This is a genomic window from Roseobacter sp. FCG-D35 (assembly GCF_033436665.1).
Classification (GTDB): domain Bacteria; phylum Pseudomonadota; class Alphaproteobacteria; order Rhodobacterales; family Rhodobacteraceae; genus JAWQFO01.
Window position 1 is genome coordinate 676,420 of the sequence record NZ_JAWQFO010000002.1, and the last position, 24,522, is coordinate 700,941.

22 protein-coding genes are annotated in these 24,522 nt (G+C 65.7%); 11 read left to right on the top strand and 11 right to left on the bottom strand.

What is annotated here, in order from left to right; all coding sequences use genetic code 11:
• The first annotated feature begins 2 nt into the window (after positions 1-2).
• Complete coding sequence (locus tag R5H30_RS07425) at positions 3-626, top strand: helix-turn-helix domain-containing protein (protein ID WP_318327486.1); 624 nt, start codon at positions 3-5, stop codon at positions 624-626.
• Positions 627-646: 20 nt separating this feature from the next.
• Here R5H30_RS07425 and R5H30_RS07430 read toward each other — a convergent pair whose 3' ends face one another.
• From R5H30_RS07430 to R5H30_RS07445, 4 genes are all read right to left on the bottom strand, one after another.
• Positions 647-1,927: a TRAP transporter large permease gene (locus R5H30_RS07430; protein WP_318327487.1), complete on the bottom strand. Its 1,281-nt coding sequence runs from the start codon at positions 1,925-1,927 to the stop codon at positions 647-649.
• Between the two features lie 2 nt (positions 1,928-1,929).
• Entirely contained in the window at positions 1,930-2,460 is a 531-nt protein-coding gene (locus R5H30_RS07435; RefSeq protein ID WP_318327488.1) for a TRAP transporter small permease, read from the bottom strand.
• Between the two features lie 66 nt (positions 2,461-2,526).
• Positions 2,527-3,513, bottom strand: a complete 987-nt coding sequence (locus R5H30_RS07440) for a TRAP transporter substrate-binding protein (protein WP_318327489.1) — start codon at positions 3,511-3,513, stop codon at positions 2,527-2,529.
• Between the two features lie 121 nt (positions 3,514-3,634).
• Positions 3,635-4,327, bottom strand: a complete 693-nt coding sequence (locus R5H30_RS07445) for a GntR family transcriptional regulator (RefSeq protein WP_318327490.1) — start codon at positions 4,325-4,327, stop codon at positions 3,635-3,637.
• Positions 4,328-4,497: 170 nt separating this feature from the next.
• Between R5H30_RS07445 and R5H30_RS07450 the strand changes: the two genes are divergently transcribed.
• Positions 4,498-5,241, top strand: a complete 744-nt coding sequence (locus tag R5H30_RS07450; protein ID WP_318327491.1) for an SDR family NAD(P)-dependent oxidoreductase — start codon at positions 4,498-4,500, stop codon at positions 5,239-5,241.
• 84 nt (positions 5,242-5,325) lie between these two features.
• Here R5H30_RS07450 and R5H30_RS07455 read toward each other — a convergent pair whose 3' ends face one another.
• Complete coding sequence (locus R5H30_RS07455; protein WP_412105111.1) at positions 5,326-7,143, bottom strand: extracellular solute-binding protein; 1,818 nt, start codon at positions 7,141-7,143, stop codon at positions 5,326-5,328.
• 281 nt (positions 7,144-7,424) lie between these two features.
• Here R5H30_RS07455 and R5H30_RS07460 point away from each other — a divergent pair, with 281 nt between their 5' ends.
• Both R5H30_RS07460 and R5H30_RS07465 read left to right on the top strand, forming a co-directional pair.
• Complete coding sequence (locus R5H30_RS07460) at positions 7,425-8,198, top strand: 3-hydroxybutyrate dehydrogenase (RefSeq protein WP_318327740.1); 774 nt, start codon at positions 7,425-7,427, stop codon at positions 8,196-8,198.
• Positions 8,195-9,232, top strand: coding sequence for a patatin-like phospholipase family protein (locus R5H30_RS07465; protein WP_318327492.1), 1,038 nt, complete (start codon positions 8,195-8,197; stop codon positions 9,230-9,232). The genes R5H30_RS07460 and R5H30_RS07465 overlap by 4 nt, the downstream gene beginning before the upstream one ends.
• Position 9,233: 1 nt before the next feature.
• On the opposite strand, the gene R5H30_RS07470 is transcribed toward R5H30_RS07465, so the two are convergent.
• The 4 genes from R5H30_RS07470 to R5H30_RS07485 all read right to left on the bottom strand — a co-directional run bounded on the left by R5H30_RS07470 (position 9,234) and on the right by R5H30_RS07485 (position 12,592).
• Positions 9,234-10,013, bottom strand: coding sequence for a DUF502 domain-containing protein (locus R5H30_RS07470; RefSeq protein WP_318327493.1), 780 nt, complete (start codon positions 10,011-10,013; stop codon positions 9,234-9,236).
• Positions 10,014-10,102: 89 nt separating this feature from the next.
• Complete coding sequence (locus R5H30_RS07475; RefSeq protein ID WP_318327494.1) at positions 10,103-11,020, bottom strand: pseudouridine-5'-phosphate glycosidase; 918 nt, start codon at positions 11,018-11,020, stop codon at positions 10,103-10,105.
• Entirely contained in the window at positions 11,017-11,910 is an 894-nt protein-coding gene (locus R5H30_RS07480) for a PfkB family carbohydrate kinase (RefSeq protein WP_318327495.1), read from the bottom strand. Before R5H30_RS07480 ends, R5H30_RS07475 begins: the two co-directional genes overlap by 4 nt.
• 61 nt (positions 11,911-11,971) lie before the next feature.
• Positions 11,972-12,592 (bottom strand): thiamine phosphate synthase, encoded by a 621-nt coding sequence (locus R5H30_RS07485; RefSeq protein WP_318327496.1) that lies wholly within the window; start codon positions 12,590-12,592, stop codon positions 11,972-11,974.
• A gap of 122 nt (positions 12,593-12,714) precedes the next feature.
• Between R5H30_RS07485 and R5H30_RS07490 the strand changes: the two genes are divergently transcribed.
• From R5H30_RS07490 to R5H30_RS07500, 3 genes are all read left to right on the top strand, one after another.
• Positions 12,715-13,464: an RNA methyltransferase gene (locus tag R5H30_RS07490; protein ID WP_318327497.1), complete on the top strand. Its 750-nt coding sequence runs from the start codon at positions 12,715-12,717 to the stop codon at positions 13,462-13,464.
• A gap of 69 nt (positions 13,465-13,533) precedes the next feature.
• Positions 13,534-14,682, top strand: a complete 1,149-nt coding sequence (gene ctaA, locus R5H30_RS07495; RefSeq protein ID WP_318327498.1) for a heme A synthase — start codon at positions 13,534-13,536, stop codon at positions 14,680-14,682.
• Between the two features lie 4 nt (positions 14,683-14,686).
• Positions 14,687-16,162: a carboxypeptidase M32 gene (locus R5H30_RS07500; RefSeq protein ID WP_318327499.1), complete on the top strand. Its 1,476-nt coding sequence runs from the start codon at positions 14,687-14,689 to the stop codon at positions 16,160-16,162.
• A gap of 90 nt (positions 16,163-16,252) precedes the next feature.
• Here the strand turns inward: R5H30_RS07500 and gyrA are convergent, their stop codons facing one another.
• Positions 16,253-19,063 (bottom strand): DNA gyrase subunit A, encoded by a 2,811-nt coding sequence (gene gyrA, locus R5H30_RS07505; protein WP_318327501.1) that lies wholly within the window; start codon positions 19,061-19,063, stop codon positions 16,253-16,255.
• Positions 19,064-19,255: 192 nt separating this feature from the next.
• Between gyrA and R5H30_RS07510 the strand changes: the two genes are divergently transcribed.
• Positions 19,256-19,525, top strand: a complete 270-nt coding sequence (locus tag R5H30_RS07510; protein ID WP_318327502.1) for an usg protein — start codon at positions 19,256-19,258, stop codon at positions 19,523-19,525.
• Positions 19,526-19,617: 92 nt separating this feature from the next.
• Here R5H30_RS07510 and R5H30_RS07515 read toward each other — a convergent pair whose 3' ends face one another.
• Positions 19,618-20,583, bottom strand: a complete 966-nt coding sequence (locus tag R5H30_RS07515) for a radical SAM protein (protein ID WP_318327504.1) — start codon at positions 20,581-20,583, stop codon at positions 19,618-19,620.
• A 199-nt stretch (positions 20,584-20,782) separates the two neighbouring features.
• On the opposite strand from R5H30_RS07515, the gene zwf reads away from it, so the two are divergent.
• From zwf to pgi, 3 genes are read left to right on the top strand one after another with little or no spacing between them, the layout of a single operon-like run.
• Positions 20,783-22,255, top strand: a complete 1,473-nt coding sequence (gene zwf / locus R5H30_RS07520; protein WP_318327506.1) for a glucose-6-phosphate dehydrogenase — start codon at positions 20,783-20,785, stop codon at positions 22,253-22,255.
• The gene (gene pgl, locus R5H30_RS07525) at positions 22,252-22,923 is read left to right on the top strand and encodes a 6-phosphogluconolactonase (protein ID WP_318327518.1); all 672 of its coding nucleotides are present in this window, start codon (positions 22,252-22,254) and stop codon (positions 22,921-22,923) included. Before zwf ends, pgl begins: the two co-directional genes overlap by 4 nt.
• Positions 22,920-24,512 (top strand): glucose-6-phosphate isomerase, encoded by a 1,593-nt coding sequence (gene pgi, locus R5H30_RS07530; protein ID WP_318327741.1) that lies wholly within the window; start codon positions 22,920-22,922, stop codon positions 24,510-24,512. Before pgl ends, pgi begins: the two co-directional genes overlap by 4 nt.
• The last annotated feature ends 10 nt before the right edge of the window (positions 24,513-24,522 follow it).

A 24,522-nucleotide genomic window follows, 5' to 3' on the forward strand; every position in this document is an offset into this window, starting at 1 on the left:
ACATGGCCGGACAGGATCCCAGAACGCTGATCTCGATCGCGCGCGAAAGCGGCGACACCGAACCGGGTGCGCCGCTCGACCTCGGGGCGCGGGTGCGCGAGCTGCGCAAGGCGCACGACTGGACGCTGGAGCAGGCCGCGAACCAGGCCGGTCTGGCCCGCTCGACCCTGTCGAAGATCGAGAACGGGCAGATGTCGCCGACGTATGATGCGCTGAAGAAGCTGGCGGTCGGGTTACGGATCTCGGTGCCGCAGCTTTTCACGCCGCCGCGCCGCGAGCAGGTCAACGGGCGCATGTCGCTGACCAAGGCCGGGCAGGGCAACGCCCATGCCACGGCGACCTACGAGCACGAACTTCTGGCCGAGACCCTGACCAAGAAGCAGATGCTGCCCTATCGCGCGCGGGTGCGGGCCCGTGCGATGGAAGAGTTCGACGGCTGGGTGCGGCACGACGGCGAGGAATTTCTCTACGTCCTGACCGGCGTGATCCGCTTGTTCACCGAGTTCTACGAACCGGTCGAGATGCGCCGCGGCGACAGTGCCTATTACGACGCAACGATGGGCCACAACGTCATCTCGCTCAGCGACGAGGATGCGACGATCCTCTGGGTGACCTCGCTGACCTGACCGGCCTCGCGTCTATCGGCCTACCGCAGCATCGACGGTAGCCAGAGCGAGACCGCCGGCACATAGGTGACCAGCATCAGCGCCACGAAGATCGCGATGTAGAAAGGCCAGATCGAGCGCAGCGCGTCCTCGATGCGGATGCGCCCCACGGCGCACCCCACGAAAAGACACGTCCCGACCGGGGGCGTGCAGAGGCCGATGCCGAGATTGATCAGCAGCATGATGCCGAACTGGGTCGGGTCCATGCCGAGCCCCTTCGCGATCGGCAGGAAGATCGGCGTGCAGATCAGGATCAGCGCCGCCATGTCCATGATCATGCCCAGCATCAGCAGGATGACGTTGATCATCAGCAGGATGATTATCGGGTTCTCCGAGATCGAGACCAGCAGGGTCGAGAGCCGCTCGGGCACCTGGTAGAGTGCCAGGAGGTAGGCAAAAGAGCTGGCGAAGGCGATCAGGATCATGACCATCGCGGTGGTGCGAACGGCGCCGACCACGGAGGTCCGGAAGGCCTCCCAGCTCAGCGAGCGGTAGTAGAACGCGGTTAGCAGCAGCGCGTAGATCGCACCGAAAGCGCCGGACTCCGTGACCGTGAAGACACCCGAGAGCGTGCCGCCGACGATGATCACCGCCGTCATGAAGCCCGGGATCGCGTCGCGCGCGGTGGCGCCCACGACGGACCAGCCGGGGAAGGGCTCGGACGGGTAGTTATGCTTGACCGACAGGATGTAGGCGGCGACCGCGAGGCTCAGGCACATCAGGATGCCGGGGATCACGCCGGCGAGAAAAAGCCCCGAGACCGAAATGCCGCCGCCCGCCGCGACGGCGAAGATGATCATGTTGTGGCTCGGCGGGATCACGATCCCGGCGATGGACGAGGTCACCGTCACGTTGACCGCAAAGTCGGGCCGGTAGCCGCGTTCCTTCATCACCGGGACCAGCAGCGAGCCGAGCGCCGAGATGTCGGCCACGGCCGAGCCCGAGATCCCGCCGAACAGCATCGACGAGAAGATGTTGACCATCGCGAGGCCGCCCTTCAGGTGCCCGACCAGCGCCGAGGCGAGCCGCACGAGGCGCTTGGCGATCCCGCCGTGCAGCATGATCTCGCCAGCGAAGATGAAGAACGGGATCGCCAGAAGCGAGAACACCGACACGCCGGCGGTGGCGCGCTGGAAGGTGATGAGCGGCGGAAAGCCCTCGAACCAGAACGCGGCGGCCGAGGCGATGCCCATGGCAAAGGCGACAGGAGCGCCGATGATGACGCCGATGGCGAACACGCCAAGCAGGATAAGCAGGCCCAAGGTCAGACGTCCTCGAAATGGTCAGCCGGTGTCCAGGACCGGAAATGGAGAATTCGTTGCAGGGCGCGGATGCCGGCAAACAGAAACATCAGCGCGCCCAGCGAGGTGATCGCGGCGGTGCGCACGCTTTCGGGCAGGTTCAGCATCGGCAGCATCGTGTCCCAGCCGAAGCGCATCAGGGTGATCCCGGCGGCCAGCATCGCGGCGCCGAAGGCGGCGAGGGCGAGATCGGTGAAGATCATCACGATCTTGCGCAGCTTCTCGGGCATCATGTCCCGGAAGAGGGCGACGCCGATATGGGTGTCCTCGTGGACCCCGGCGGCGGCCCCCAGAAATGCGATGTAGCAGATCAGCAAAAGCGCCAGCTGCTCGACCCAGGTCGGCGTCGCGTTCAGCACGTAGCGCCCGAACACCAGCCAGCCGAACGAGACGACCAGAACGACGAGGCACAAGGAGGCGACGAGAAGGCAAAGCGAACGCACCAGCCCGAGGGCCTGGTCGACGCGGCGCGACAGGGGGCTGTCCGGGGTCATGGGAAGCTTTCGGAAACGGAAGGGTCGGGCCGGCGCTGGGCCGGCCCGCGCCCCGGTTCGGGTGGATCAGTCCGCGTTGCGGATAAGGTTGACGAGGTCCGTCAGGCCCGGGTTCTGCTCGAGGAAGGCGTCATAGACCGGGGACATGGCCTCCTGGAAGGGCGCCTTGTCGTCGATCGTGTTGATCTCGGTGCCGCCGGCCTTGACGGTCTCGAGGCTCGCCGCCTCACGCTCGGCCCAGAGCTCGCGCTGGTACTCGGCGCTGGCGCGGGCGGCATCCATCACGATCTGCTGCTGCTCGGGGGTGAGCTTTTCCCAGCTGGTCAGGCTCATGCACAGGCATTCGGGGATGATCAGGTGCTCGGAAAGCGAGTAGTACTTGGCGACCTCGTAGTGGTTGGTCGACTCGTAGGACGGCGGGTTGTTCTCGGCCCCGTCGACGACGCCGGTTTTCAGCGACTGGTAGACCTCGGCGAAGGCCATCGGGGTGGCGTTGCCGTCCATCGCCTCGATCATCTGCACGAAGAGGTCGTTGGACATCACCCGGACCTTCAGGCCTTCGACATCCGCCGGCGTGTTGATCGGTTTCACCGAGTTGTAGAACGACCGCGCGCCTGCGGCATACCAGCCGAGTGCCACGATGCCCTTGGCCTTCATGCCCTCGCCGATGGCGTCGCCGACCTCACCGTCCATCAGCCGGTACATGTCCGGCACGCTGGAGAAGATGAAGGGCAGCGAGACGACATTGGTTTCCGGCACCGCCTGGCCCATCGGCCCGAGGCTGAAGACCGCAAAGTCGATCGCGCCGAGGCGCACCTGCTCGATCGCGTCGGGCTGCGAGCCGAGAACGCCGTTGTGGTAGACTTTGCCGGTGACCTCGCCGCCGGTCTTCTCGCTGACTTCCTCGAGAAACGATTCCATCCCGATGGAGACCGGGTAATCCTCGACGTGGATGTTCCAGCCGCGCATCTCCAGCGCCTGCGCGCTGGTCGCGATGCCGACCGTGAATGTGAACGCAGCGCCCAGGGCTGCGAGTGTTCGTGTGGTGGCCATGCCAATCCTCCCTTTTGTCCACCGGAGCGCTGTTCGGGCGAATCCGGTCCGTGGCGCAACTGTGCTTGTATTCCATCTAGCATACAAGAAGAAAATCAGTTCGGCGCGCCCGGCGTGGAGGCTAGGTCGGGTCGTCCTCGAAATAGGCGGCGCTCGACTTGCGGATGGCGGCGATGGTCTCGTCGAGGCGCGACAGGTGCAGCGCGCCCGCCGCGGCCGCCGCTTCCGCGTCGCCGCTGCGGATCGCGTCTGCGATCCGGGCGTGGTCCTCGATCAGTTGCGGCATCCGGTCCTCTTTCGAGATCTGCAACATGCAGAGCCGGTCGACCTTCTCCTTCTCGGCGCGAATGATGTCGAAGGCATAAGGCACGCCTGCGATGTCGCAGATCGTGCGATGGAAGTCGTAGTCGAGTTCTGCGAAGGCGTCGCTCGATTTCTCGGCCTGCGCCTTGCGCTGCAACGCAAGCTGGGCGTCGAGCGCGTAACCGTCTGCTTCTGAGCAATTTTCTGCTGCCTTTCGCAGCGCCGCGGATTCGATTGCGCTGCGCACGAAGCGGCTTTTCTCGATCGAGAGGGTGGAGAACCTGCGCACCTCGGTGGCTTTCTTCGGCCGGACCAGGATCAGGTCCATGGCGGCGAGACGGCTGAACGCCTCGCGCACGGGCTGGCGCGAGACCCCGAACTGAGCGGCGACGTCGGTCTCGGAAATCCGTGTGCCCGGCAAAAGCCGCATCGCGGTGATCTCGCGGTAGAGAAAGTCAACGATCCTTTCGACGCTGCGCGGACGCGCCTGCGATGCTGCGGAATCGTTCAAGCTGCCGTCTCCTCGGTCATCTCATGCGGTGGGCATAATCCTAAGCGCGCCCAAATCGCACGCCCGGACCCATTTTCTGCCGCCGGGTTTCAATGCCGGCGAATCTAGCATACAAGTTTTGTCGACGCGAGTCGCGGATGCAAGAAGTCGCAACAGAGGACACGGGATACATGAGATTTTCAGGACAGAGCGCAATCGTCACCGGCGGCGGGCGCGACATCGGAGCGGCCTGCGCGCTGCGGCTGGCCCGCGAAGGCGCCAGCGTGGCGATCAGCTATCATTCCAGCAATGCGGGCGCCGACGCCGTGGTGGCGGAGATCGAGAAATCCGGGGGCAGGGCGATGGCGCTGCAGGGCGATCTGTGCAAGGAAGCCGACGTCGACGCGCTTGTCAGTGCGACGGTCGAGGCCTTCGGGGGTGTGGACGTGCTGGTCAACAACGCCGGCGGGCTGGTGGGGCGCAAGACCGTCGCCGAGATGCCGACCGAGCATTGGCACAAGGTGATGGACCTCAACCTCACGAGCACGTTCCTGATGATCCGGGCCTGCCTGCCGCACATGAAAAAGGGTGCCATCGTCAATATCGCGAGCCAGGCCGGTCGCGACGGCGGCGGACCGGGTGCGGTGGCCTATGCCACCTCGAAGGGGGCCGTGATGACGATGACCCGCGGGCTGGCGAAGGAACTCGGCCCGGATATCCGGGTGAACGCGCTCTGCCCCGGCATGATCGACACCGATTTCCACAACGTCTTCACCAAGGACGAGGTGCGCCGCAAGGTCGAGGCGGCAACGCCGCTGAAGCGTCAGGGCGCGCCGGAGGATGTGGCCGACCTCGTGGCCTATCTCGCCAGCAGCGAGGCGGCCTTCGTCACCGGGGCCAATATCGACATCAACGGCGGCACTGTGTTCAGCTGACGCCGGGCAGGGCGGGGGCTCTGCCCCCGTCGCGCGGTGCGCGACTCCCCCGGGATATTTATAAACCAGAGAGGGGCGGGCGGCTCAGTCTACTTCGTACCACCAGAGCTCGGGCATGTAGGTGTTGCCGTCGCCAAGCGCCGGGAAAGGCTGCGGGTACTTCATCTCGTGGACATGGGCGATCCGGCTGGTGGAGAACTGCCAGAACGGGATCACGTAGCGTCCGGCGGTAAGCAGCCGGTCGAGCGCGCGCGTGGCGGCGACGAAATCCTCCTTTTCGGTGACCGAGAGCATGGTGTCGATCATCGCGTCGATCGCCGGGGATCGTGCGCCCATCAGGTTGCGCGAGCCTTCCTGGTCCGCGGCCTCCGAGCCCCAGTAATAGCGCTGCTCGTTTCCGGGCGAGAGCGACAGCGCGCGGCGGTAGTAGGTCATGTCGAAGTCGAAGCTGTTGGTGCGCGCGACGTATTGCGCATCGTCGATGACCGCCACCGTGACGCCGATGCCGAGCCGTTCGAGCGCGCGGGCATAAAGCTCGGCCACGGCGATATTCTCGCTGCTGCCCTGCTGCACCAGGATGGTGAAGGCCATCGCGGCGCCAGTGGCATCGCGCAGGCTGCCGTCCGAGGCGGTCCAGCCGGCCTCGGCCAGCAGATCGAGCGCGCGCGCGATGCCCTTGCGATTGCGCGCCGAGCCGTCGGACACGGGCAGTTCGTAGCCTTCAAGCGTGCCGGGTGGCAGGTCGCCGGCGAAAGGCGCGAGCAGGTCGGCGACCTTGCCGGTGGCAGGTCCGGGCCGCATCGCAAGCTCGGAACCCGAGAAATAGGAGGTGATGCGGGGCTGCGCGCCGCCGGTCATGGTGTCGTTGATGAACTCGAAGTTGAAGGCGTGAATCAGCGCCTCGCGCACGCGCCAGTCATCGAACGGCGCACGGCGGGTGTTCATCACGAAACCAGTGATTCCGGAGGGAAGGGCATTCGGGATCTCGGTTTTCACCACAACGCCGCGCGTGACGGCGGGGAAATCGTATTCGGTGGCCCAGGCCTCGGCGTTGAATTCGCGCAGGGCGCTGATCTCGCCGGCCTTGAAGGCCTCGAAGAGAACCGAGGCGTCGCCGTAGAAATCGAGCGTCACGGTGTCGAAGTTGTGCGTGCCGCGCCGCACGGGCAGGTCCATGCCCCAGTAGTCGGAGTCGCGCTCCAGCGTGACGTAGCGCCCGGCCTCGTAGCCCGAGATGACATAAGGGCCGCTGCCCAGCGGAATTTCGGCAATCGGGGCGTTGGCGAAGTCCTCGCCCTCCCACTGCGCCTTGCTGAGCACCGGGCGCATGCCGGCCAGCAGCGCAAGTTCGCGGTTGTCGGTGTTGAAGGTGATCCGCAGGCTGCGCGGACCGGTCTGCTCGAGGCTCTCGATCTGGCTGGCGAGGCTGTGGTACTTCGGATGCCCTTCGCTGCCGAGCAATTCGTAGGAAAAGATCACGTCCTCGATCGTGACCGGCGTTCCGTCCGAGAATCGCGCCTCGGCGCGCAGGGTGAATTCGACCCAGGACCGGTCATCGGGCACCTCGACCGATTCGGCCAGAAGGCCGTAAAGCGTGAACGGTTCGTCGAGCGAACGCGCCATCAGGCTCTCGTGGGTAAACGTCGAGAGCTGCCAGGGAACCGTGCCCTTGCGGATGTAGGGGTTCAGACTGTCGAAGCCGCCGGTGTTGCCCAGGGTGATGGCGCCGCCCTTGGGCGCATCGGCGCGAACGTAAGGCAGCGACACAAAATCCGGTGGCAGGGCAGGGTCGCCGTACATAGATAGCCCGTGCTGCGGTTCTGCCTGCGCGAAACCCGCGCAGAGAATCAGCAGAGAGGCGCCCAGACGGCGCCCCGTGTTATGGAAAATCTCCATTGCCATTGTCGCGACAATCCCGCCCTGCTCTTTTGTTGTTGGGCGTTAACCTACCGGTGAATTTACGTCTTATCAAACTTTTAGCTTGGACTGCGGCGTCCGATTGCTTATACAGGAGTCACTGCTCGATAGGTTTCTTGCCTGTATGAAACCTGCCTCAATAACTGAACGCCTGCCTCGTGCAGGCGTTTTTTTTCGGCCTCACGGGGCAGGCCGCTGGCCTTCGCGGCTGCAGCACGTATCTTCTGCACAAGCAACATCGCAGGAGAGTTTCCATGGCATCCACGATCGACCTGTCCGGCAAGACGGCGGTGATCACAGGCTCGACCTCGGGCATCGGGCTTGGCATCGCGCAGGGCCTGGCAGAGGCCGGGGCCGACGTCGTGCTCAACAGCTTCACCGACCGGGACGAAGATCACGCGCTGGCCGAGGAGATCGCCAAGGCGCATGGCGTGACGGCACGCTACATCAAAGCCGACATGTCGAAGGGCGCGGAGTGCCGTTTGTTGATCGAGCAGTCGGGCGCCTGCGACATCCTGGTCAACAACGCCGGCATCCAGCACGTCGCGCCGATCGACAAGTTTCCGACCGAGAAATGGGACGCGATCATCGCGATCAACCTCAGTTCGGCCTTCCACACCACCGCTGCAGCACTGCCGCTGATGCGCACGGCCGGCTGGGGACGGGTCATCAACGTGGCCTCTGCCCACGGGCTGCGGGCCTCGCCCTACAAGTCGGCCTATATCTCGGCCAAGCACGGCATCCTCGGCATGACCAAGACCGTCGGGCTGGAAACGGCGCGGGAGAACATCACCGCCAACGCGATCTGCCCGGGCTACGTGCTGACCCCGCTGGTGGAGGCGCAGATTCCCGACACGGCCAAGGAATACGACATGTCCGAGGATGAGGTGATCGAGAAGGTGATCCTCGAAAAGCAACCCTCGAAGGAGTTCGTGACCGTCGAGCAGCTTGCCGGTATCGCAGTGTTCCTGTGTTCGGAGATGGCGGCACAGGTCACGGGCACCTCGATCAGCGCCGACGGCGGCTGGACCTCGGCTTGAGTGTCAAGCGCATCAACCTTGCGCTCCAGGGTGGCGGCGCGCATGGCGCCTTCACCTGGGGCGTTCTCGACCGGCTGCTCTGCGAGGAGGATATCGAGATTGCGGCGATCTCGGGCTGCAGCGCAGGCGCGCTCAACGGAGCGGCGCTCAAGGCGGGATATGTCGAAGGCAAGAATGCCGGCGCGCGCGCGCGGCTCGACTGGCTCTGGGGCGAGGTCGGATCGCGGCCGGAGCTGAAACTGCAGGAATGGATGACGCCGTTTTCCTTGTCGGACGTGTCGCGGGCGATCGAGTATTCCTGGCCGGTGCTGGCGGCGGATGCCTGGACGCGGGCGGTTTCGCCCTATTCCTGGGGACCGCTCTACGTCAATCCGCTCGAACCGATCGTGCGCGGTCTCGATTTCGACCGGGTCTGCGCCGAGACGGTCGGGGCGCCCAGCCTGTTCGTCTGCGCGACGCGGGTGAAAAGCGGCAAGGTCAAGGTGTTCCGCGATGCCGAGATCAGCGCCGAAGCGATCCTAGCGTCGGCCTGTCTACCGACGGTTTTCCAGGCCGTGGACGTATGCGACGAGGCGACCGGCGAGGTCGAGGCGTTCTGGGATGGCGGCTATACCGGCAACCCGGCGCTCTTCCCGCTGTTCGACGGCGCGTTTCCTAGTGACATCGTGGTCATCAACATCAACCCCCTAGAGCGCACCGATCTTCCGCGCACCGCCCAGCAGATCCAGAACCGGATCAACGAGATCAGCTTCAACTCTTCGCTGCTGCGCGAATTGCGGGCGATCGAGTTCGTGCAGCGCCTGCTGGACCAGGGCAAGCTGAAACAGGACGAGAAGGCGCGGGTTCTGATCCACATGATCGCCGACGATGCGCTGATGAACGAGCTGTCGGTGGCGACCAAGCTCTATCCCACACCCTACACGCTAGCCAAGCTGAAGAGCGCGGGCCAGAGTGCTGCGGAAAATTTCCTGAGCGCGCACAAGGCGGATCTGAACGAGCGCGGGACGGTCGATCTGGTCGAGATGTTCGCCTGACCTAGCGTTCCTGCGCGGGATCCTTCGGCGCTTCGGCGGGTGCGTCAGCGCCCTGCCACCAGCGCATCACCGTCTGTTCTTGCTCGGCCTCCTTGGGATTCGGATAGACGAGGCCTGCCGAGATCACCAGCTTGGCCGCATCCTCGACGGACATGTCGAGCGGGATGACGTCTTTTTCGGGCACGAAGAGCAGAAAGCCTGAGGTCGGGTTCGGCGTCGTCGGCAAGAACACCGAAACCATCGGTTCGCCGTTGTTGGCGCGCCGGGCCAGCTCTCCCTTGGTGCTGGTCGAAACGAACCCCAGCGCCCAGATCCCCTTGCGCGGATATTCCAGGAGGCAGGCGGTCTCGAAGGAGCGGTCGGACTGGGCAAAGACGGTCTCGGAAATCTGCTTGATGCCGGAATAGATCGAGCGCACCACCGGCGTGCGTTCCACGAGGCTTTCGGCAAAGCGGATCAAAGAGCGCCCAATGATGCCCTTGGCGGCCCAGCCGACGATGGTGGTGAAGATCAGGAAGATCACCACGCCGATACCACGGATGTTGATCTGCACCGACGGGTCGAGCCCGAGGTAATCCTGGATCAGGCGGTCGGGCTTGTACTGCTCCGGCACGAAGGGCAGGACGAACCCGTCGATCCAGCCGATCACTGACCAGATCAGCCAGATCGTCAGCCCGACGGGTGCGATCACGACGATCCCGGTCAGGAACGAGGCCCGGAGCCGCGCGAAGAGGCTGGAGCGGGGTTTCGGCAGGGGATCGGGATCGAAGGGCGTGTTCATCTAGGGTCCGACAGGAAGTGCAGAAAATAACTAAGCATCTTCTTCAGGATCAACAATCCCTGGACAGATGCGGTTGCGCCCATTCCCGTTCAGCGTGTCAGGCTGCCCAGTTCCTGTGCGATGGCTGCGGCGAGCCGCGCGTTGTTGCGGACGAGCGCGATGTTGGCCGTCAGAGATCTTCCCTCGGTCAGCTCGAAGATGCGCTGCAGCAGGTAGGGCGTCACCGCCTTACCGCGGATGCCGTGGCGGGTCGCGTCCTTCTGTGCCTGCGTGATCACCGGCCCCATCTCGTCCGCGGCGATCTCGTCTTCGCGCGGGATCGGGTTGGCGACCAATTGACCGCCCGGCAGACCGAGCTGGCCGCGCAGCCGGTGGGCGCGGGCGATCTCGGCGGCGTCGTCCATGCGCAGCGGGGCCTTGAGCGGCGAGGAAGCCGACCAGAAGGCGGGAAAGCTGTCCTGCCCGAAGGCGATCACCGGCACGCCTTGCGTTTCGAGCACCTCGAGCGTCTTGTCGACGTCGAGGATCGCCTTGGCGCCCGCGGCGACGACCGTGACCGGGGTCTGGGCCAGTTCCATCAGGTCGGCGGAAATGTCGAAGCTGCTTTCGGCGCCCTTGTGCACGCCGCCGATCCCGCCCGTGGCGAAAACCTCGATCCCGGCCAGCCGCGCGGCGATCATCGTCGCCGCGACCGTGGTGGCACCCGTGCCGCCGGTGGCAAGGCAGGCGGCCATGTCGGCCCGCGACAGTTTTGCGACGCCGCGAGCCTGCGCCAGCGTGGTCAGCTGGTCCGGCTCAAGCCCGACATGCAGGGTGCCGTCGATCACGGCGATGGTCGCGGGCACCGCGCCGGCGCCACGGATGTCGTCCTCGACCTGGCGCGCGACCTCGAGGTTCTGCGGATAGGGCATCCCGTGGGTGATGATCGTGCTTTCCAGCGCCACCAAGGGCTTGCCGGCCTTTTCCGCGGCGGCGGATTCGGAGGATCGGATCATGGGAACGGTCATAGGGCGGTCTCTCCGGATACGTAGGTGGCGGCGGCCTGCAGCGCGCGCTCCAGTGCCGCCTCGGGCGATGCGCCTTCGGTCTCGGCGGCAATATGGGCAGCCATGAAGGTGTCGCCCGCGCCGGTCACGCGGGTGACGAGGACCTTGGGAGGGGTGCGGGTCAGGATGCCGTCGGAGCGGCCTTCGCTGGCGTCTTCGCCGCCGTCGGTGACGAGCACACGCGCGGCACCGCGCCCGAGCAGTGCCTCGGCCGCCGCGCGCGAATTGTCGAAGCGCGCCTGGCAGAGCAGCCCGGCCTCTTCGAGATTGACGTAGAGCGTGCCGCGCCCCTTCTGCACGAAGGGTCCTAGGCGTTCGGCCTTGCCCGGCGAGGCCGGGGCGACGCGCAGGTCGGCATGGGCCAGAAGCGGGCTCGACGCGATGTCGCTGAGCAGATCGAGCGTCAGATTGCCGTCAAGTGCCACCGGGCCGCGATAGGGCGCGTCGGCGCTGGCGAGGCTGCCGTCAGACAAGGGCGCGAGGATCTTGGCACCGGCGGCCTCGAGCGAATGCGCGTCGGCGATCGCGGCGATAAGCCCGTTGGCGCCCTCGACGGCCATGTAGCGGTCGGTCGGAAGGTCGTCCGAGCGGTAGATCGTGCGGGTGATCAGACCGCGGGCGGCGCAGGCCGCGACCAGCTCGTCGCCTTCGGCATCGCGCCCGATGGCGGTCAAAAGGGCGGGCGTCAGGCCGAAACGGGCAAGCGTCATCGCGATGTTCATCGCCACACCGCCGGGCAGGCGGGTGATCCGGCCCGGCACGTCCGAGCCCTGCCGCATGACGCTGGCGGAGCGCCCGATCACGTCCCAGAGAACGGACCCGATGCACAGGATGTCCGGATGGTCCTTCATGGGCGTCTTGTGCCGGGAACCGGGCAGGGGATCAAGCGCGTTCCGGGCCGGGTTGTCGGGCTCAGCTCATCGCCTGCACAATCGCGTCGAGCGCCGAGGCGGGATCGTCGGCCTCCCAGATCTCGGTTCCGATGCCGAAGAAATCGGTGCTGGGCGCAAGGCTGCGCACGGTTTCGGCATCAAGCCCGCCTTCGGCCACGACCGGGATCTCGATCATCTCCGACCACCACTGGAAGAGATCGGGCTCGGCGTAAGAGCCGTCGTCCAGCGCCGAGGGCCGCACCGGCCCGAAACTGACGTAATCCGCGCCTGCCTCGCCAGCCGAAAGGCCATCGTGGCGCGAGGTGCCGCAGAAGCTGCCGACAATGGCATCCTCGCCAAGCGCCTTTCGCGCCTGCCGGACCGACCGCGCGGCGTCGCCGAGATGCACACCATCGAGCCCGAGTCGTTCGGCCAGCAGCGTGTGATCCGAGATCACGAGGGCCACATCGCGGGCGTGCGTCACCTCGCGCAACGCATCGGCCGCGCGCGACAGCGTGTCCTCGTCCCGCGTCGAGAGCGCCAGCCGCACGCAGGCCACCGATTGTGCGTCAAGCACCCGCGCCAGCCGGTCGGGAAAGCTCGACAGTTCGAACTGCGGCGGCGTGATCAGGTAGATCTGCGGGGTCTCGGGGGCGTCCATACTGCTCTCTCCGGTGGCGTTCGCGCAGACCTATCGCAAGTCTCGGGAAATGCAAACGTTCCGCTGGGCGGACAGGGTGCCGGCTTTCTTGCGGGTCGCCCTGAGCAGGGGTAAGAGGCGGCATGCCCGAACCCGTCACGCCCGCCGCCATTCCCGCAATCGTTCTCGTGCGCCCGCAAATGGGCGAAAACATCGGCGCCGCCGCGCGCGCGATGTGGAACTTCGGGCTCGACCGGATGCGCGTCGTGGCTCCGCGCGACGGCTGGCCCAGCCAGGCCGCGGTGGCGATGGCCAGTGGCGCGGGACGTCTGCTCGACGAGGCGCAACTCAGCGATGACCTCGCCGGCGCGGTGGCCGATTGCGACTACGTCTTCGCCACCACCGCCCGGTCGCGCGACCTGACCAAGCCGGTCTACAGCCCCGAGGGCGCGATGGCGCTGGCGGCCGAGAAGATCGTGCAGGGCCAGCGCGTCGCGGTTCTGTTCGGGCCCGAGCGTGCGGGGCTCGAAAACGAGGACATCGCGCGGGCCAACGCGCTCATTTCGGTGCCGGTGAACCCCGCCTTCGCCTCGCTGAATCTCGCGCAATGCGTTCTGCTGGTGGGTTACGAATGGATGCGCCAGCAGGCCGAGATCACCCACAAGCGGGTCGAGATGGCCGGCAGCCCCTGGGCCAACGCGGGCGAGGTCGAGGCGCTGGCGCAGCATTACGAGACCCAACTCGAGGAGGCCGGGTTCTTTTTCCCCGAGCACAAGGTGCAGTCGATGAAGACCAACCTGCGCAACATGTGGAGCCGGATGCCGCTGACGCGAGCCGACGTGCAGATGCTGCACGGGATGATGCGGCAGATCGTCCGCTGGGCCGGGCGCTGAACCCGGCGGCGCTGGACGAACCCCGCGCCACGGCTTAGGACTCTGCGGCGACAAGGAGGTCGGTAGGCCATGGCAGGCAAACGCAAGCTTTTCGAGGAGGTCGGCAGCGCCGAGGCAACGCGCCCGGCGGCCCAGCCCGGCCTGATCGATGCCGGACGGGGCAATGCGCGCGGCGCGATCCGCGTCTGGCTCATGGTGCTGTTCGCGCTTGTCGTGCTGATCATCGCGGTGGGCGGGTTGACCCGGCTCACAGACAGCGGCCTCAGCATCACCGAGTGGAAGCCGATCACCGGGGCGCTGCCGCCGATGAGCGCCGAGGACTGGGACTCGGAATTCGCCAAGTACCAGGAGATCGACGAGTTCCGCATCCAGAACCAGTGGATGGAGCTCGAAGACTTCAAGTTCATCTACTGGTGGGAATGGGGACATCGCCAGCTGGGCCGCCTCGTCGGGCTGGTCTGGGCGGCCGGTTTCGCCTGGTTCGGGCTGCGCCGGCAGATCCCGGCGGGCTGGACGCCGAAGTTGCTGCTGCTGGGCGGGCTTGGCGCGGCACAGGGTGCGATCGGCTGGTGGATGGTGTCCTCGGGCGTCACCCAGGGCGAAGGTATGACGGACGTGGCGAGCTATCGTCTGGCCACGCATCTCGGGCTCGCCTTCGCGATCCTGGGCACCATCGCCTGGTTCATTTTCGAGCTTGGGCGCGCGCCGCGCGACCTGATGCAGGCGCGTCGCGCACGCGAGGCGAAACCGTGGAGCATGGCGACAGGGCTCATGCATTTCGCTTTCCTCCAGATCCTGATCGGCGCGATGGTTGCCGGCATCGACGCCGGCCGCAGCTATACCGACTGGCCACTGATGGGCGGAGCGTTCTTCCCGGACACCGGCTTCGCGCTCGAACCGGCCTGGCGGAACTTCTTCGAAAACCCCGGTCTGGTGCAGTTCATCCACCGCATGGTGGGCTACGCGCTTTTCGCCTTCACGATCTTCGCCTGGACTCGCGGTCGTAGGTCGAGCCACCCGCGCACGCGCTTTGCCTTCAATGCTGTCCTCGCGGCCATGTCGCTGCAAATCCTGCTTGGCATCGTCACCGTGCTTTACGGCGCGCCGGTTCAGATCGCGATCCTGCACCAGCTTCTGGCGGTCGTCGTCTGGGTCCTGATCCTCCGCGCGCGCTTCCTGAGCGGCTATCCCATCGCAACGTCCCTGAGAGGAACCTGACCACGTGAGTGCATTTGACGAGTTGATGGCGCATGCGCGCGAAACCCAGGCGCTGGCGCAGGTCGCGGGCCGGCTGGGCTGGGACCAGGAAACCATGATGCCGCGCGGCGCGGCCCCGCAGCGCGGAGAGGAGATGGCGGCGATGGAGGGTGTTCTGCACGCGCGCCGCATCGACCCGCGCGTCGCCGAATGGCTGCTGGCGGTGGAAAGCGAGACGCTCGATTCCGCCGGCACCGCGCAGGTGCGCCACATCCGCCGCAGCTTCGAACGTGCCACCAAGGTTCCGGCCAGGCTGGCGGCCCGCATCGCCCGCGTTACCTCGGAAGCGCAGGGTAAATGGGCGGACGCCCGCGCGCAGGACGATTTCGCGACCTTCGCGCCTGTGCTCGAGGAGGTGATCGCGCTGAAGCGCGAGGAGGGCCAGGCACTGGCAGCCGGCGGCGATGTCTACGACGCGATGCTCGAGGATTACGAGCCGGGCATCACCGGTGCCGAGTTGCAGTCGATGTTCGACGCCATGCGGCCTGAGATCGCCGACCTGCGCGCCGCCGTGCGCAACGTGCGCCCGCCCGCGACGGTGTCGGGCTCGTTCGACGAGCTGATCCAGCTTCAGCTGTCGCGCCGGCTGGCCGGTGTTTTCGGTTACGACATGCAGCACGGGCGCGTCGACAAGGCGGTGCATCCGTTCTCGTCCGGCTCGGGGCTCGACGTGCGCATCACCACCCGCACCAACCTCGACGACCCGTTCAACTGCTTCTATTCGACAATCCACGAGGTCGGCCATGCCGCCTACGAGCAGGGCATCGACCGCGCCTACCTGCTGACGCCGGTGGGGCAGGGCGTTTCGATGGGCGTGCACGAAAGCCAGAGCCGGATTTACGAAAACCAGATCGGGCGCAGCCGCGCCTTCACCGGCTGGCTTTACGGCCAGATGCGCGACGCCTTCGGCGATTTCGGCATCGACGACGCCGAGACGTTCTATGCCGCCGTGAATCGTGTCGCCGACGGCTTCATCCGGACCGAGGCGGACGAGTTGCAGTACAACCTGCACATCATGCTGCGCTTCGACCTGGAACGCGCGCTGATGTCGGGCGATCTGCTGGTGCAGGATCTCGAGGCCGCCTGGAACGACCGCTTCGCCGCCGATTTCGGCTTCCCGGTCGACAAACCCTCCAACGGCGTTTTGCAGGACGTGCACTGGTCGGTCGGGCTGTTCGGATACTTCCCGACCTACAGTCTCGGCAACGTCTATGCGGGTTGCCTGCACGAGGCGATGCGCGCGGCCTTGCCCGACCTCGATACGCAACTGGCCGAAGGGGACACCTCCGGAGCGACGAGCTGGCTGCGCGAGAATGTCCAGCGCCACGGCGGGCTTTTCGAGCCGCGCGAGGTGATCGAGCGTGCCTGCGGCTTCGCGCCTTCGGAAAAGCCGCTGCTGGCTTATCTCAAGACCAAGTTTTCGGGTATCTACGGCCTCTGAGCGGATTGCGGTTCGCAAGGCCGGTAGCGCAAGCGGGCGACCCCTATCAGGACCGCCCGCATTTTTCCTTAGAAACCAACAGGTCCGGCGTCAGTCCTTGCTGCTTTCGGGCGCCTCCGGGGCTTCGGGCGTCTCGGCCTCGACCTCTTCGGTCTGCTCGGCGATCCGCGCGACGCTGACCACTTCTTCGCCGGCACCGGTGTTGAACACCTTCACGCCGCCGGCTGTCCGCGAGCGGAACGAGATCCCCTCCACCGGGACCCGGATCGACTGTCCACGCGAGGTGGCGAGCATGATCTGATCGTCGAGATCGACCGGGAACGAGGCGACCAGCAGCCCGCCGCGCATCGCCTTGTCCATCGCCATGACACCTTGGCCGCCGCGCCCGCGCACCGGGTAGTCGTGCGAGGACGACAGCTTGCCCGAACCATTGGCGGTGATCGTCAGAATGGTGTCCTCGGCGGCCGACATGCGCGCGTAATCCTCGCGCGTGAAGTCCAGCGCCTCCTGCGCCCCGTCTTCGTCGTCCTCGCCTTCGGCATCTTCCGTCAGGCCGGCCATGGCCCGGCGCATCTTGAGGTAGGCCACGCGCTCCTCCGGCGTCGCCTCGAAGTGCCGGATCACCGACATCGACACCACCCGGTCGCCGGGCTGCAGGCGGATGCCGCGGACCCCTGTCGAATTCCGGCTGTTGAAGACCCGCATGATCGCGTTGCCCTGCGCATCGGTGCCGCCGATGTGGAAACGCAGCGCGCGCCCCTTGGCGGTCACCAGCATCATGTCGTCGTCTTCCGAGCAGATCCGCGCGTTCACAAGGCTGACCGATCCATCCTCGGGCAGCTTCATCGCGATCTTGCCGTTGCGCATGACGTTGGTGAAATCCGACAGGCGGTTTCGCCGCACGTCGCCCGCCGAGGTCGCGAAGACGATGTTGAGATCTTCCCAGTCGCTCTCGTCACGATCCACAGGCATGATCGCCGCGATCGAGATGCCGGACGGGATCGGCAGGATGTTGACGATCGCCTTGCCCTTGGCGGTCCGGCCGCCCAGCGGCAGGCGCCAGGTCTTGAGCTTGTAGACCATCCCGTCGGTGGTGAAAAACAGCAGCTGCGTGTGGGTGTTGGCCACGAAAAGCGTTGTGACGACGTCCTCGTCCTTGGTCGCCATGCCCGACAGGCCCTTGCCGCCGCGACGCTGGCTGCGGAACTCGCCCAGCGGTGTACGTTTGATGTACCCCGACTGGGTCACGGTCACGACCATGTCCTCGCGCGCGATGAGGTCCTCGTCCTCCATGTCGCCCGACCAGTCGGCGATTTCGGTGCGCCGCGGCACGGCGAACAGCTCGCGCACCTCGCGCAGTTCGTCGGCGATGATCCCCATGATGCGCTCGCGCGAGCCGAGGATTTCGAGGTATTCCTTGATCTTGCCGGCCAGCTCCTCGAGCTCGTCGGTGACCTCCTTGACCCCGATCTGTGTCAGGCGCTGCAGCCGCAGATCGAGGATCGCCCGCGCCTGCGTTTCGGAGAGGTTATAGGTGCCGTCCTCGTTCGCGGTATGGGTCGGATCGTCGATCAGCGCGATGTAGGGCAGGATGTCCTGCGCCGGCCAGCGCCGGGTCATCAGCCGTTCGCGCGCCTCCGCCGCATCCGCCGAGGCCCGGATCGTGCCGACCACCTCGTCGATGTTGGTCACCGCCACGGCGAGACCGCACAGGATGTGGCTGCGCTCGCGCGCCTTGCGCAGCAGGTAGGCGGTGCGCCGCGCCACGACATCCTCGCGGAAGTCGATGAAATAGGTCAGGAAGTTGCGCAGCGTCAGCTGCTCCGGCCGGCCGCCGTTCAGCGCCAACATGTTGCAGCCGAACGAGGTCTGCATCGGCGTGAAGCGGTAGAGCTGGTTCAGCACCACGTCCGCCACCGCCTCGCGCTTGAGCTCGACCACCACCCGCACGCCGTTGCGGTCGGATTCGTCCTGGACATGCGCGATGCCCTCGATCTTCTTCTCCCGCACCTGCTCGGCGATGCGCTCGATCATCGTCGCCTTGTTGACCTGGTAGGGGATCTCGTCGATCACGATCGCCCAGCGGTCCTTGCGGATTTCCTCGACCCGGGTCTTGGCCCGGATGATCACCGAGCCGCGCCCTTCGAGGTAGGCTTTCCGCGCGCCGGACCGGCCCAGCATGATCCCGCCCGTCGGGAAGTCGGGGCCGGGGATGTACTCGATCAGCTGCTCCGAGCTGAGATCCGGATCCTCGATCAGCGCCAGGGTCGCGTCGACCACTTCGCCAAGGTTGTGCGGCGGAATATTCGTGGCCATCCCGACAGCGATGCCGCCGGCCCCGTTGACCAGCATGTTCGGAAACCGCGCCGGCAGCACCGTCGGTTCCTGCTGCTTGCCGTCATAGTTGTCCTGGAAGTCGACGGTTTCCTTGTCGATGTCGGCCAGCAGGTAGGCCGCGGGCTTATCCATGCGGACTTCGGTGTAACGCATGGCCGCCGGGTTGTCCCCGTCCATCGAGCCGAAATTGCCCTGGCCGTCGAGCAGCGGCAGCGACATCGAGAAGTCCTGCGCCATGCGCACCAGCGCGTCGTAGATCGCGCTGTCGCCATGCGGGTGGTACTGGCCCATCACGTCGCCCACCGGGCGCGCCGACTTGCGGTAGGGCTTGTCATGGGTGTTGCCGGTCTCGTGCATCGCGAAGAGAATGCGCCGGTGCACCGGTTTTAGGCCGTCGCGCAGGTCGGGGATCGCCCGGCTGACGATGACCGACATCGCGTAGTCGAGATACGACGTGCGCATCTCGTGTTCGATCGAGACGCTGGGCCCGTCGAAGGCCGGCCTTCCCGGACCCTCGCCACCGGTTTCGTCATCGTTCTCAGGGGGTTCCGGTGTATCGTTCACGTGCACTGCCCGATTTTTTAGCGCTGACTATATCTTGTGGGCAAACCCTATCAGACCGCGCATATCGGGTGCAATCCCTGCTGGACACGCCGTCTGGCAGCCACGGCGCTGGATTGCCAACACACTGTTTTCGTTGATTATTAATCCGACCGTGGCAAACTCTTGATGCAAGAGCAGCTTACGAGGTGCCGCATGTCGCGAAAAGAAACCGAATTGATGCTGAAGGGCTACGGGCTGACCACTGCGGAATTCTTCTACCGAATTCCCGATTTCAGGAACGTTCTCAACACGTTCGTCTGGCAGGATTACGACATCGCCCCGGACCATCCGCGGCTCTTCAAGTTCGTCGAGTTCTGGCAGAAGGAGATCGAGGGGCCGTTGCACTCGGTGCGCTTCATCCACCGAAAGCTGGTGGCGCCCGGCGAGTGGCGCAACGTCACCGGCGAATTCACCCTGCACTAGGGCGCGCTGCCCCTCTCTGGTTGCCAAATATCCTCGGGGGAGCGCGAGGGGGCAGACAGCCCCCCTCGTTCCGCCAATGCGAAGTCAGCGCCTCAGGCCGAGCAGGACGCCCCGCCCAGCACGCAGAACTTGGCGCAATGCGGATGGTTCAGCGGCACGTCGCGCTCCGCATCCGCCAGGGTCTCGCCAAGCTCGAACCGCGCATCGTATGGCAGTAGCGTGCAGGCCAGCACCGCCGGGCGCTCGGCCCCCTTGCGTTTGACCACCATGCGCGAGGACGAACACATCACCGCCTCGGGCGACTTGCCGAGGATACCCCAGCAGGCGGTGGTGATCTCCGGTACCTCGACCGCCGCATCCATCTCTGGAAACAGTACCGTCATCGCCGGATCATAGGCATCGACGTCAAAGCCGTGCCGTTCGAAGAAAGCGGCGTATCCGGCCCGGCTTTCCTCTTCCGAAGCCGCCATCTCCAGCCGCCCGGCCACCGCCATCCGGATGCCCGCGTCGCGGATCCAGCACATGCCTTCGACGGTCTTGTCGTAGGTGCCTGCGCCGCGTTCGGCGTCATGGACCTCGGCGCGGTGATGATCCAGCGACACGCGCAGCGTCAGCTTGCCGGGAAACGCGGCGTCGAGCCCCGCCAAACCTTTCCGCACGCCGGCGCGCATCATCGGGCGCATGGCGTTGGTCAGGACCAGCACTTCGAAGCCGCGCTCCAGCGCCGCGCGGGCCATGTCGTTCATCTGCGGGTTCATGAAAGGCTCGCCGCCGGTGAACGCAATCTCGCGCACCGGCCAGCCGCGCTCGGCGATCTGGTCGAGGTAGTCGCGCACCTCGTCGGCGGTGATGTAGACCAGCCGGTCGTTCGACGGGCTGCTTTCGATGTAGCATCCGGCGCATTCGATGTTGCACAGCGTCCCGGTGTTGAACCACAGCGTCTTGGGCTCGCGCAGCGCAACCCGCGCGCGCGCCTCGCCTTTTGCCGTCCGGTCGGGGTCGTCGAATTTGCCTGCGTTGGCCTCGCTCCGCGCAGAATCGCCGGGCAGATCTTTCATGTCGCGTCCTGTCTCGTGCCTTCCTATGCCGTGAAACTGTGCTAGGCTTGCCGCAAAAGCAATGAAACCCCGGCGCCCGGGCCTGCACGCTCTTGTGATGAGGGCGGCCTTGGGGCATGTTTGCGCTAACAGCTGGCCCGGCAAAGGGTTGGCCCGTTGCAGACAGCGGCCGGACGGCCGAATACAGGGTGTCCCTCTCATGGTTTCTCGCGTCATTCCGGTCGAACCCTTCGACCTTGTCATTTTCGGCGGCACCGGGGATCTGTCGCGCCGCAAGATCCTGCCCGGTCTCTTCAAGCGGTTCCTCGCCGGCCAGATGCCGCCCGAGGCCCGTGTCATCGGGGCAGCGCGCAGCGAGATGCCGAGAGAGGAGTTCCAAGACCTCGCAGCCGAGGCGATCCGCGAGTTCGCCGAAGAAGCGATCGGCGACGGCGACGGCGACGGGCTCGCGGCGTTTCTTGACCGTATTCACTACATCTCGATCGACGCGCGGGGCGAGAAAGGCTGGAACGAGCTTCAGGACATGATGTCCGACAAGAGCCGGATCGAGGCCTATTATTTCTCCGTCGCGCCCTCTCTTTTCGGCGATCTTGCGGAAAAGCTGCAAAGCTACGGGATGGCCGATGACGAGTCGCGCATCGTCGTGGAAAAGCCCTTCGGCCGCGATCTCGAAAGCGCCAGGGAGCTGAATGCGACACTCGCGCGCTATTTCGACGAGCGCCAGATCTACCGGATCGATCACTACCTCGGCAAGGAAACCGTCCAGAACCTGATGGCGGTGCGGTTCGGCAACATGCTGTTCGAGCCGCTCTGGAACAGCCAGTACGTCGATCACATCCAGATCACGGTGGCCGAAACGGTGGGTGTCGGCGGGCGTGGCGAATATTACGACAAGTCGGGCGCGATGCGCGACATGGTCCAGAACCACCTCATGCAGCTTTTGTGCCTGATCGCGATGGAGCCGCCCGCGCGATTCTCGCCCGATGCCGTGCGCGACGAAAAACTCAAGGTGATCCGCGCGCTCGACCCGGTCCCGCCGCACCACATCGCGCGCGGCCAGTACGGAGAGGGTCAGAACGGTGACGATCACCCCGACTACCGGACCGCGGTGGGTGATCCGCGGTCAAAGACCGAGAGCTTCATCGCGATCCGCACGATGGTCTCGAACTGGCGCTGGGCCGGGACGCCCTTTTACCTGCGCACCGGCAAGCGGATGGGCGCGCGGTCAAGCGAGATCACCGTGGTCTTCAAGGACACGCCGCACTCGATCTTCGGCGAGGATGCGGGATCGCACCGCAATGTGCTGTCGATCCGGCTGCAGCCCAACGAAGGGATCACGCTGGGCGTGACGATCAAGGAACCCGGACCGGGCGGCATGCGTCTTGTCGATGTGCCGCTCGACATGACCTTCGCAGACGCGCTGGGGCCGGACGGCGGAGAACAGGTCGAGGCGTATGAAAGGCTCATCATGGACGTCATCCGCGGCAACCAGACCCTCTTCATGCGCGGTGACGAGGTCGAGGCGGCCTGGGCCTGGACCGATCCGATCATCGAAGGCTGGATCAAGCGCGGCGACGTGCCGAAACCCTACGAGAGCGGCAGCACGGGACCCACGGATTCGGACCAGCTGCTGAAACGCGAAGGCCGGGAGTGGCGAAAGATAGCACCATGAACATCGAGGAATACGCCGACCGCGAGATGCTGGTCATCAACCTGGCCAACAAGATCGCCGGAGAGATCAGGAATTGCCTGTTGCACCATGAGTTCGCGAGCTTTGCCGTGCCGGGCGGGACGACGCCGGGGCCGATTTTCGACGCACTTTGCTCGGTCGATCTGGACTGGTCGCGGGTGCATGTCCTGCTGACCGACGAACGCTGGGTGCCCGAAGAAAATGCCCGGTCCAACACCGCGCTGGTGCGCGAGCGTCTGCTGACCGAGCGCGCTGCCGCGGCGACCTTCGTTCCGTTCTATCGCGACGGGCTTTCGGCGGCCGAGGCCGCTCCGGAGATTGCCGAAGCACTGGCCCCGGAACTGCCCGTGTCAGTGCTGCTGCTCGGCATGGGCGAGGACATGCACACCGCTTCGCTTTTCCCCGGCGCGCCGGGTCTGTCCCAAGCGCTCGATCCGGACGCCCCGGCGGTGGTCGCGGTGTCGCCCGACAGTCAGCCGGAAGAACGGATTTCGCTCAGCGGACCGGTGCTTGACGGAGCGATGTCGAAACATCTGGTGATCTTCGGGCAGGCCAAGCGCGACGCACTCGAACGTGCCGCCACGCTGTCCGGAGAAGACGCGCCCATCGGGGCGGTGATCGGGGGAGGGACGGTGCATTGGGCCGCTTGAGCAAGGAATGGTCGGCGCTGACAAGACGCCGCGGCGAAACGGCGGACCGCAAGATCCTGTCGCTGTTCGATGACGCCGATCGCGCGGAGGCGTTCAGCGTCCGGCTCGGTGACATGCTTTTTGACTACTCGAAGACCAACATCGACGCCGGGACGCGCGATGCGCTGATCGCACTTGTCGAAGCGTCTGACGTTGCGGGCAAGCGCGATGCCATGTTTTCGGGTGCGCCGATCAACGACACCGAGGGCCGGGCCGTGCTGCACACCGCCTTGCGCAACCTCGACGGAGGCCCCGTGACCGTGGCCGGCGCCGATGTGATGCCCGGGGTTCTCGACACCCTTGAGCGGATGCGCGCGTTCGCCGAGGACGTGCGCGAGGGGCTTTACACCGATGTGGTCAACATTGGCATCGGCGGGTCTGATCTTGGCCCAGCGATGGCGGTACAAGCGCTGTCGCCCTATCACGACGGGCCGCGTTGCCATTTCGTGTCGAACGTCGACGGGGCGCATATCTCGGACACGCTGCGCGGGCTCGACGCCAAAACGACGCTGGTGATCGTCGCCTCGAAGACCTTCACCACCATCGAGACCATGACCAATGCCCGCACCGCCAAGGCCTGGATGGTCGAGAACGGCGGCGATCCGGCGAACCAGTTCGCGGCGCTCAGTACGGCCGATGACAAGACCGCGGATTTCGGAATCCCTGCCGAACGCGTCTTCGGCTTCGAGGACTGGGTGGGCGGACGGTATTCGATGTGGGGCCCGATCGGGCTGTCGCTGATGATCGCCATCGGCGCCAAGGCTTTCGATGCCTTCCTGCGCGGCGGGCAGGAGATGGACCGTCATTTCCGCGCCGCCGACTGGCGCGAGAACATGCCGGTGATGCTGGCGCTGACGGGTGTCTGGCACAACCAGGTCTGCGGCCACGCGACCCGGGCGGTGCTGCCTTATGACCAGCGACTCGGACAGTTGCCGGACTATCTCCAGCAGCTCGAAATGGAATCGAACGGCAAGGGGGTGACGATGGACGGCACCCCCCTCGAGGTGCCGTCAGGCCCGGTGGTCTGGGGCGCTGCTGGCACGAACGGGCAGCATGCCTTCTACCAGCTCATCCACCAGGGCACGCGGGTCGTGCCGTGCGAATTCATGGTCGCGGCCGAAGGTCACGAGACTGACCTCGCGCATCATCACCAGCTGCTGGTCGCCAACTGTCTGGCGCAGTCCGAGGCTCTGATGCGCGGGCGCGCGGTCGAGGTGGCGCGCGAGATGATGCAGATGAAGGGGTACGAGGGCGAAGAGCTGGAACGGCAGGCGCGGCACCGGGTCTTTCCGGGGAACCGGCCATCCACGACCCTGGCCTACCCCAAGCTCGACCCGTTCACGCTCGGCCAGATCGTGGCGCTCTACGAGCACCGGGTGTTTGTCGAGGGTGTGATCCTGGGGATCAATTCCTTCGACCAGTGGGGCGTGGAACTGGGCAAGGAGCTTGCGACCTCGTTGCAACCGCTCGTCGAAGGCAAGGAGCCGCCGGACGGCAAGGACGGATCGACCGCCGCGCTGGTCGAGTTCATTCTGCGCAACCGCGCATAACGCAAAGCCG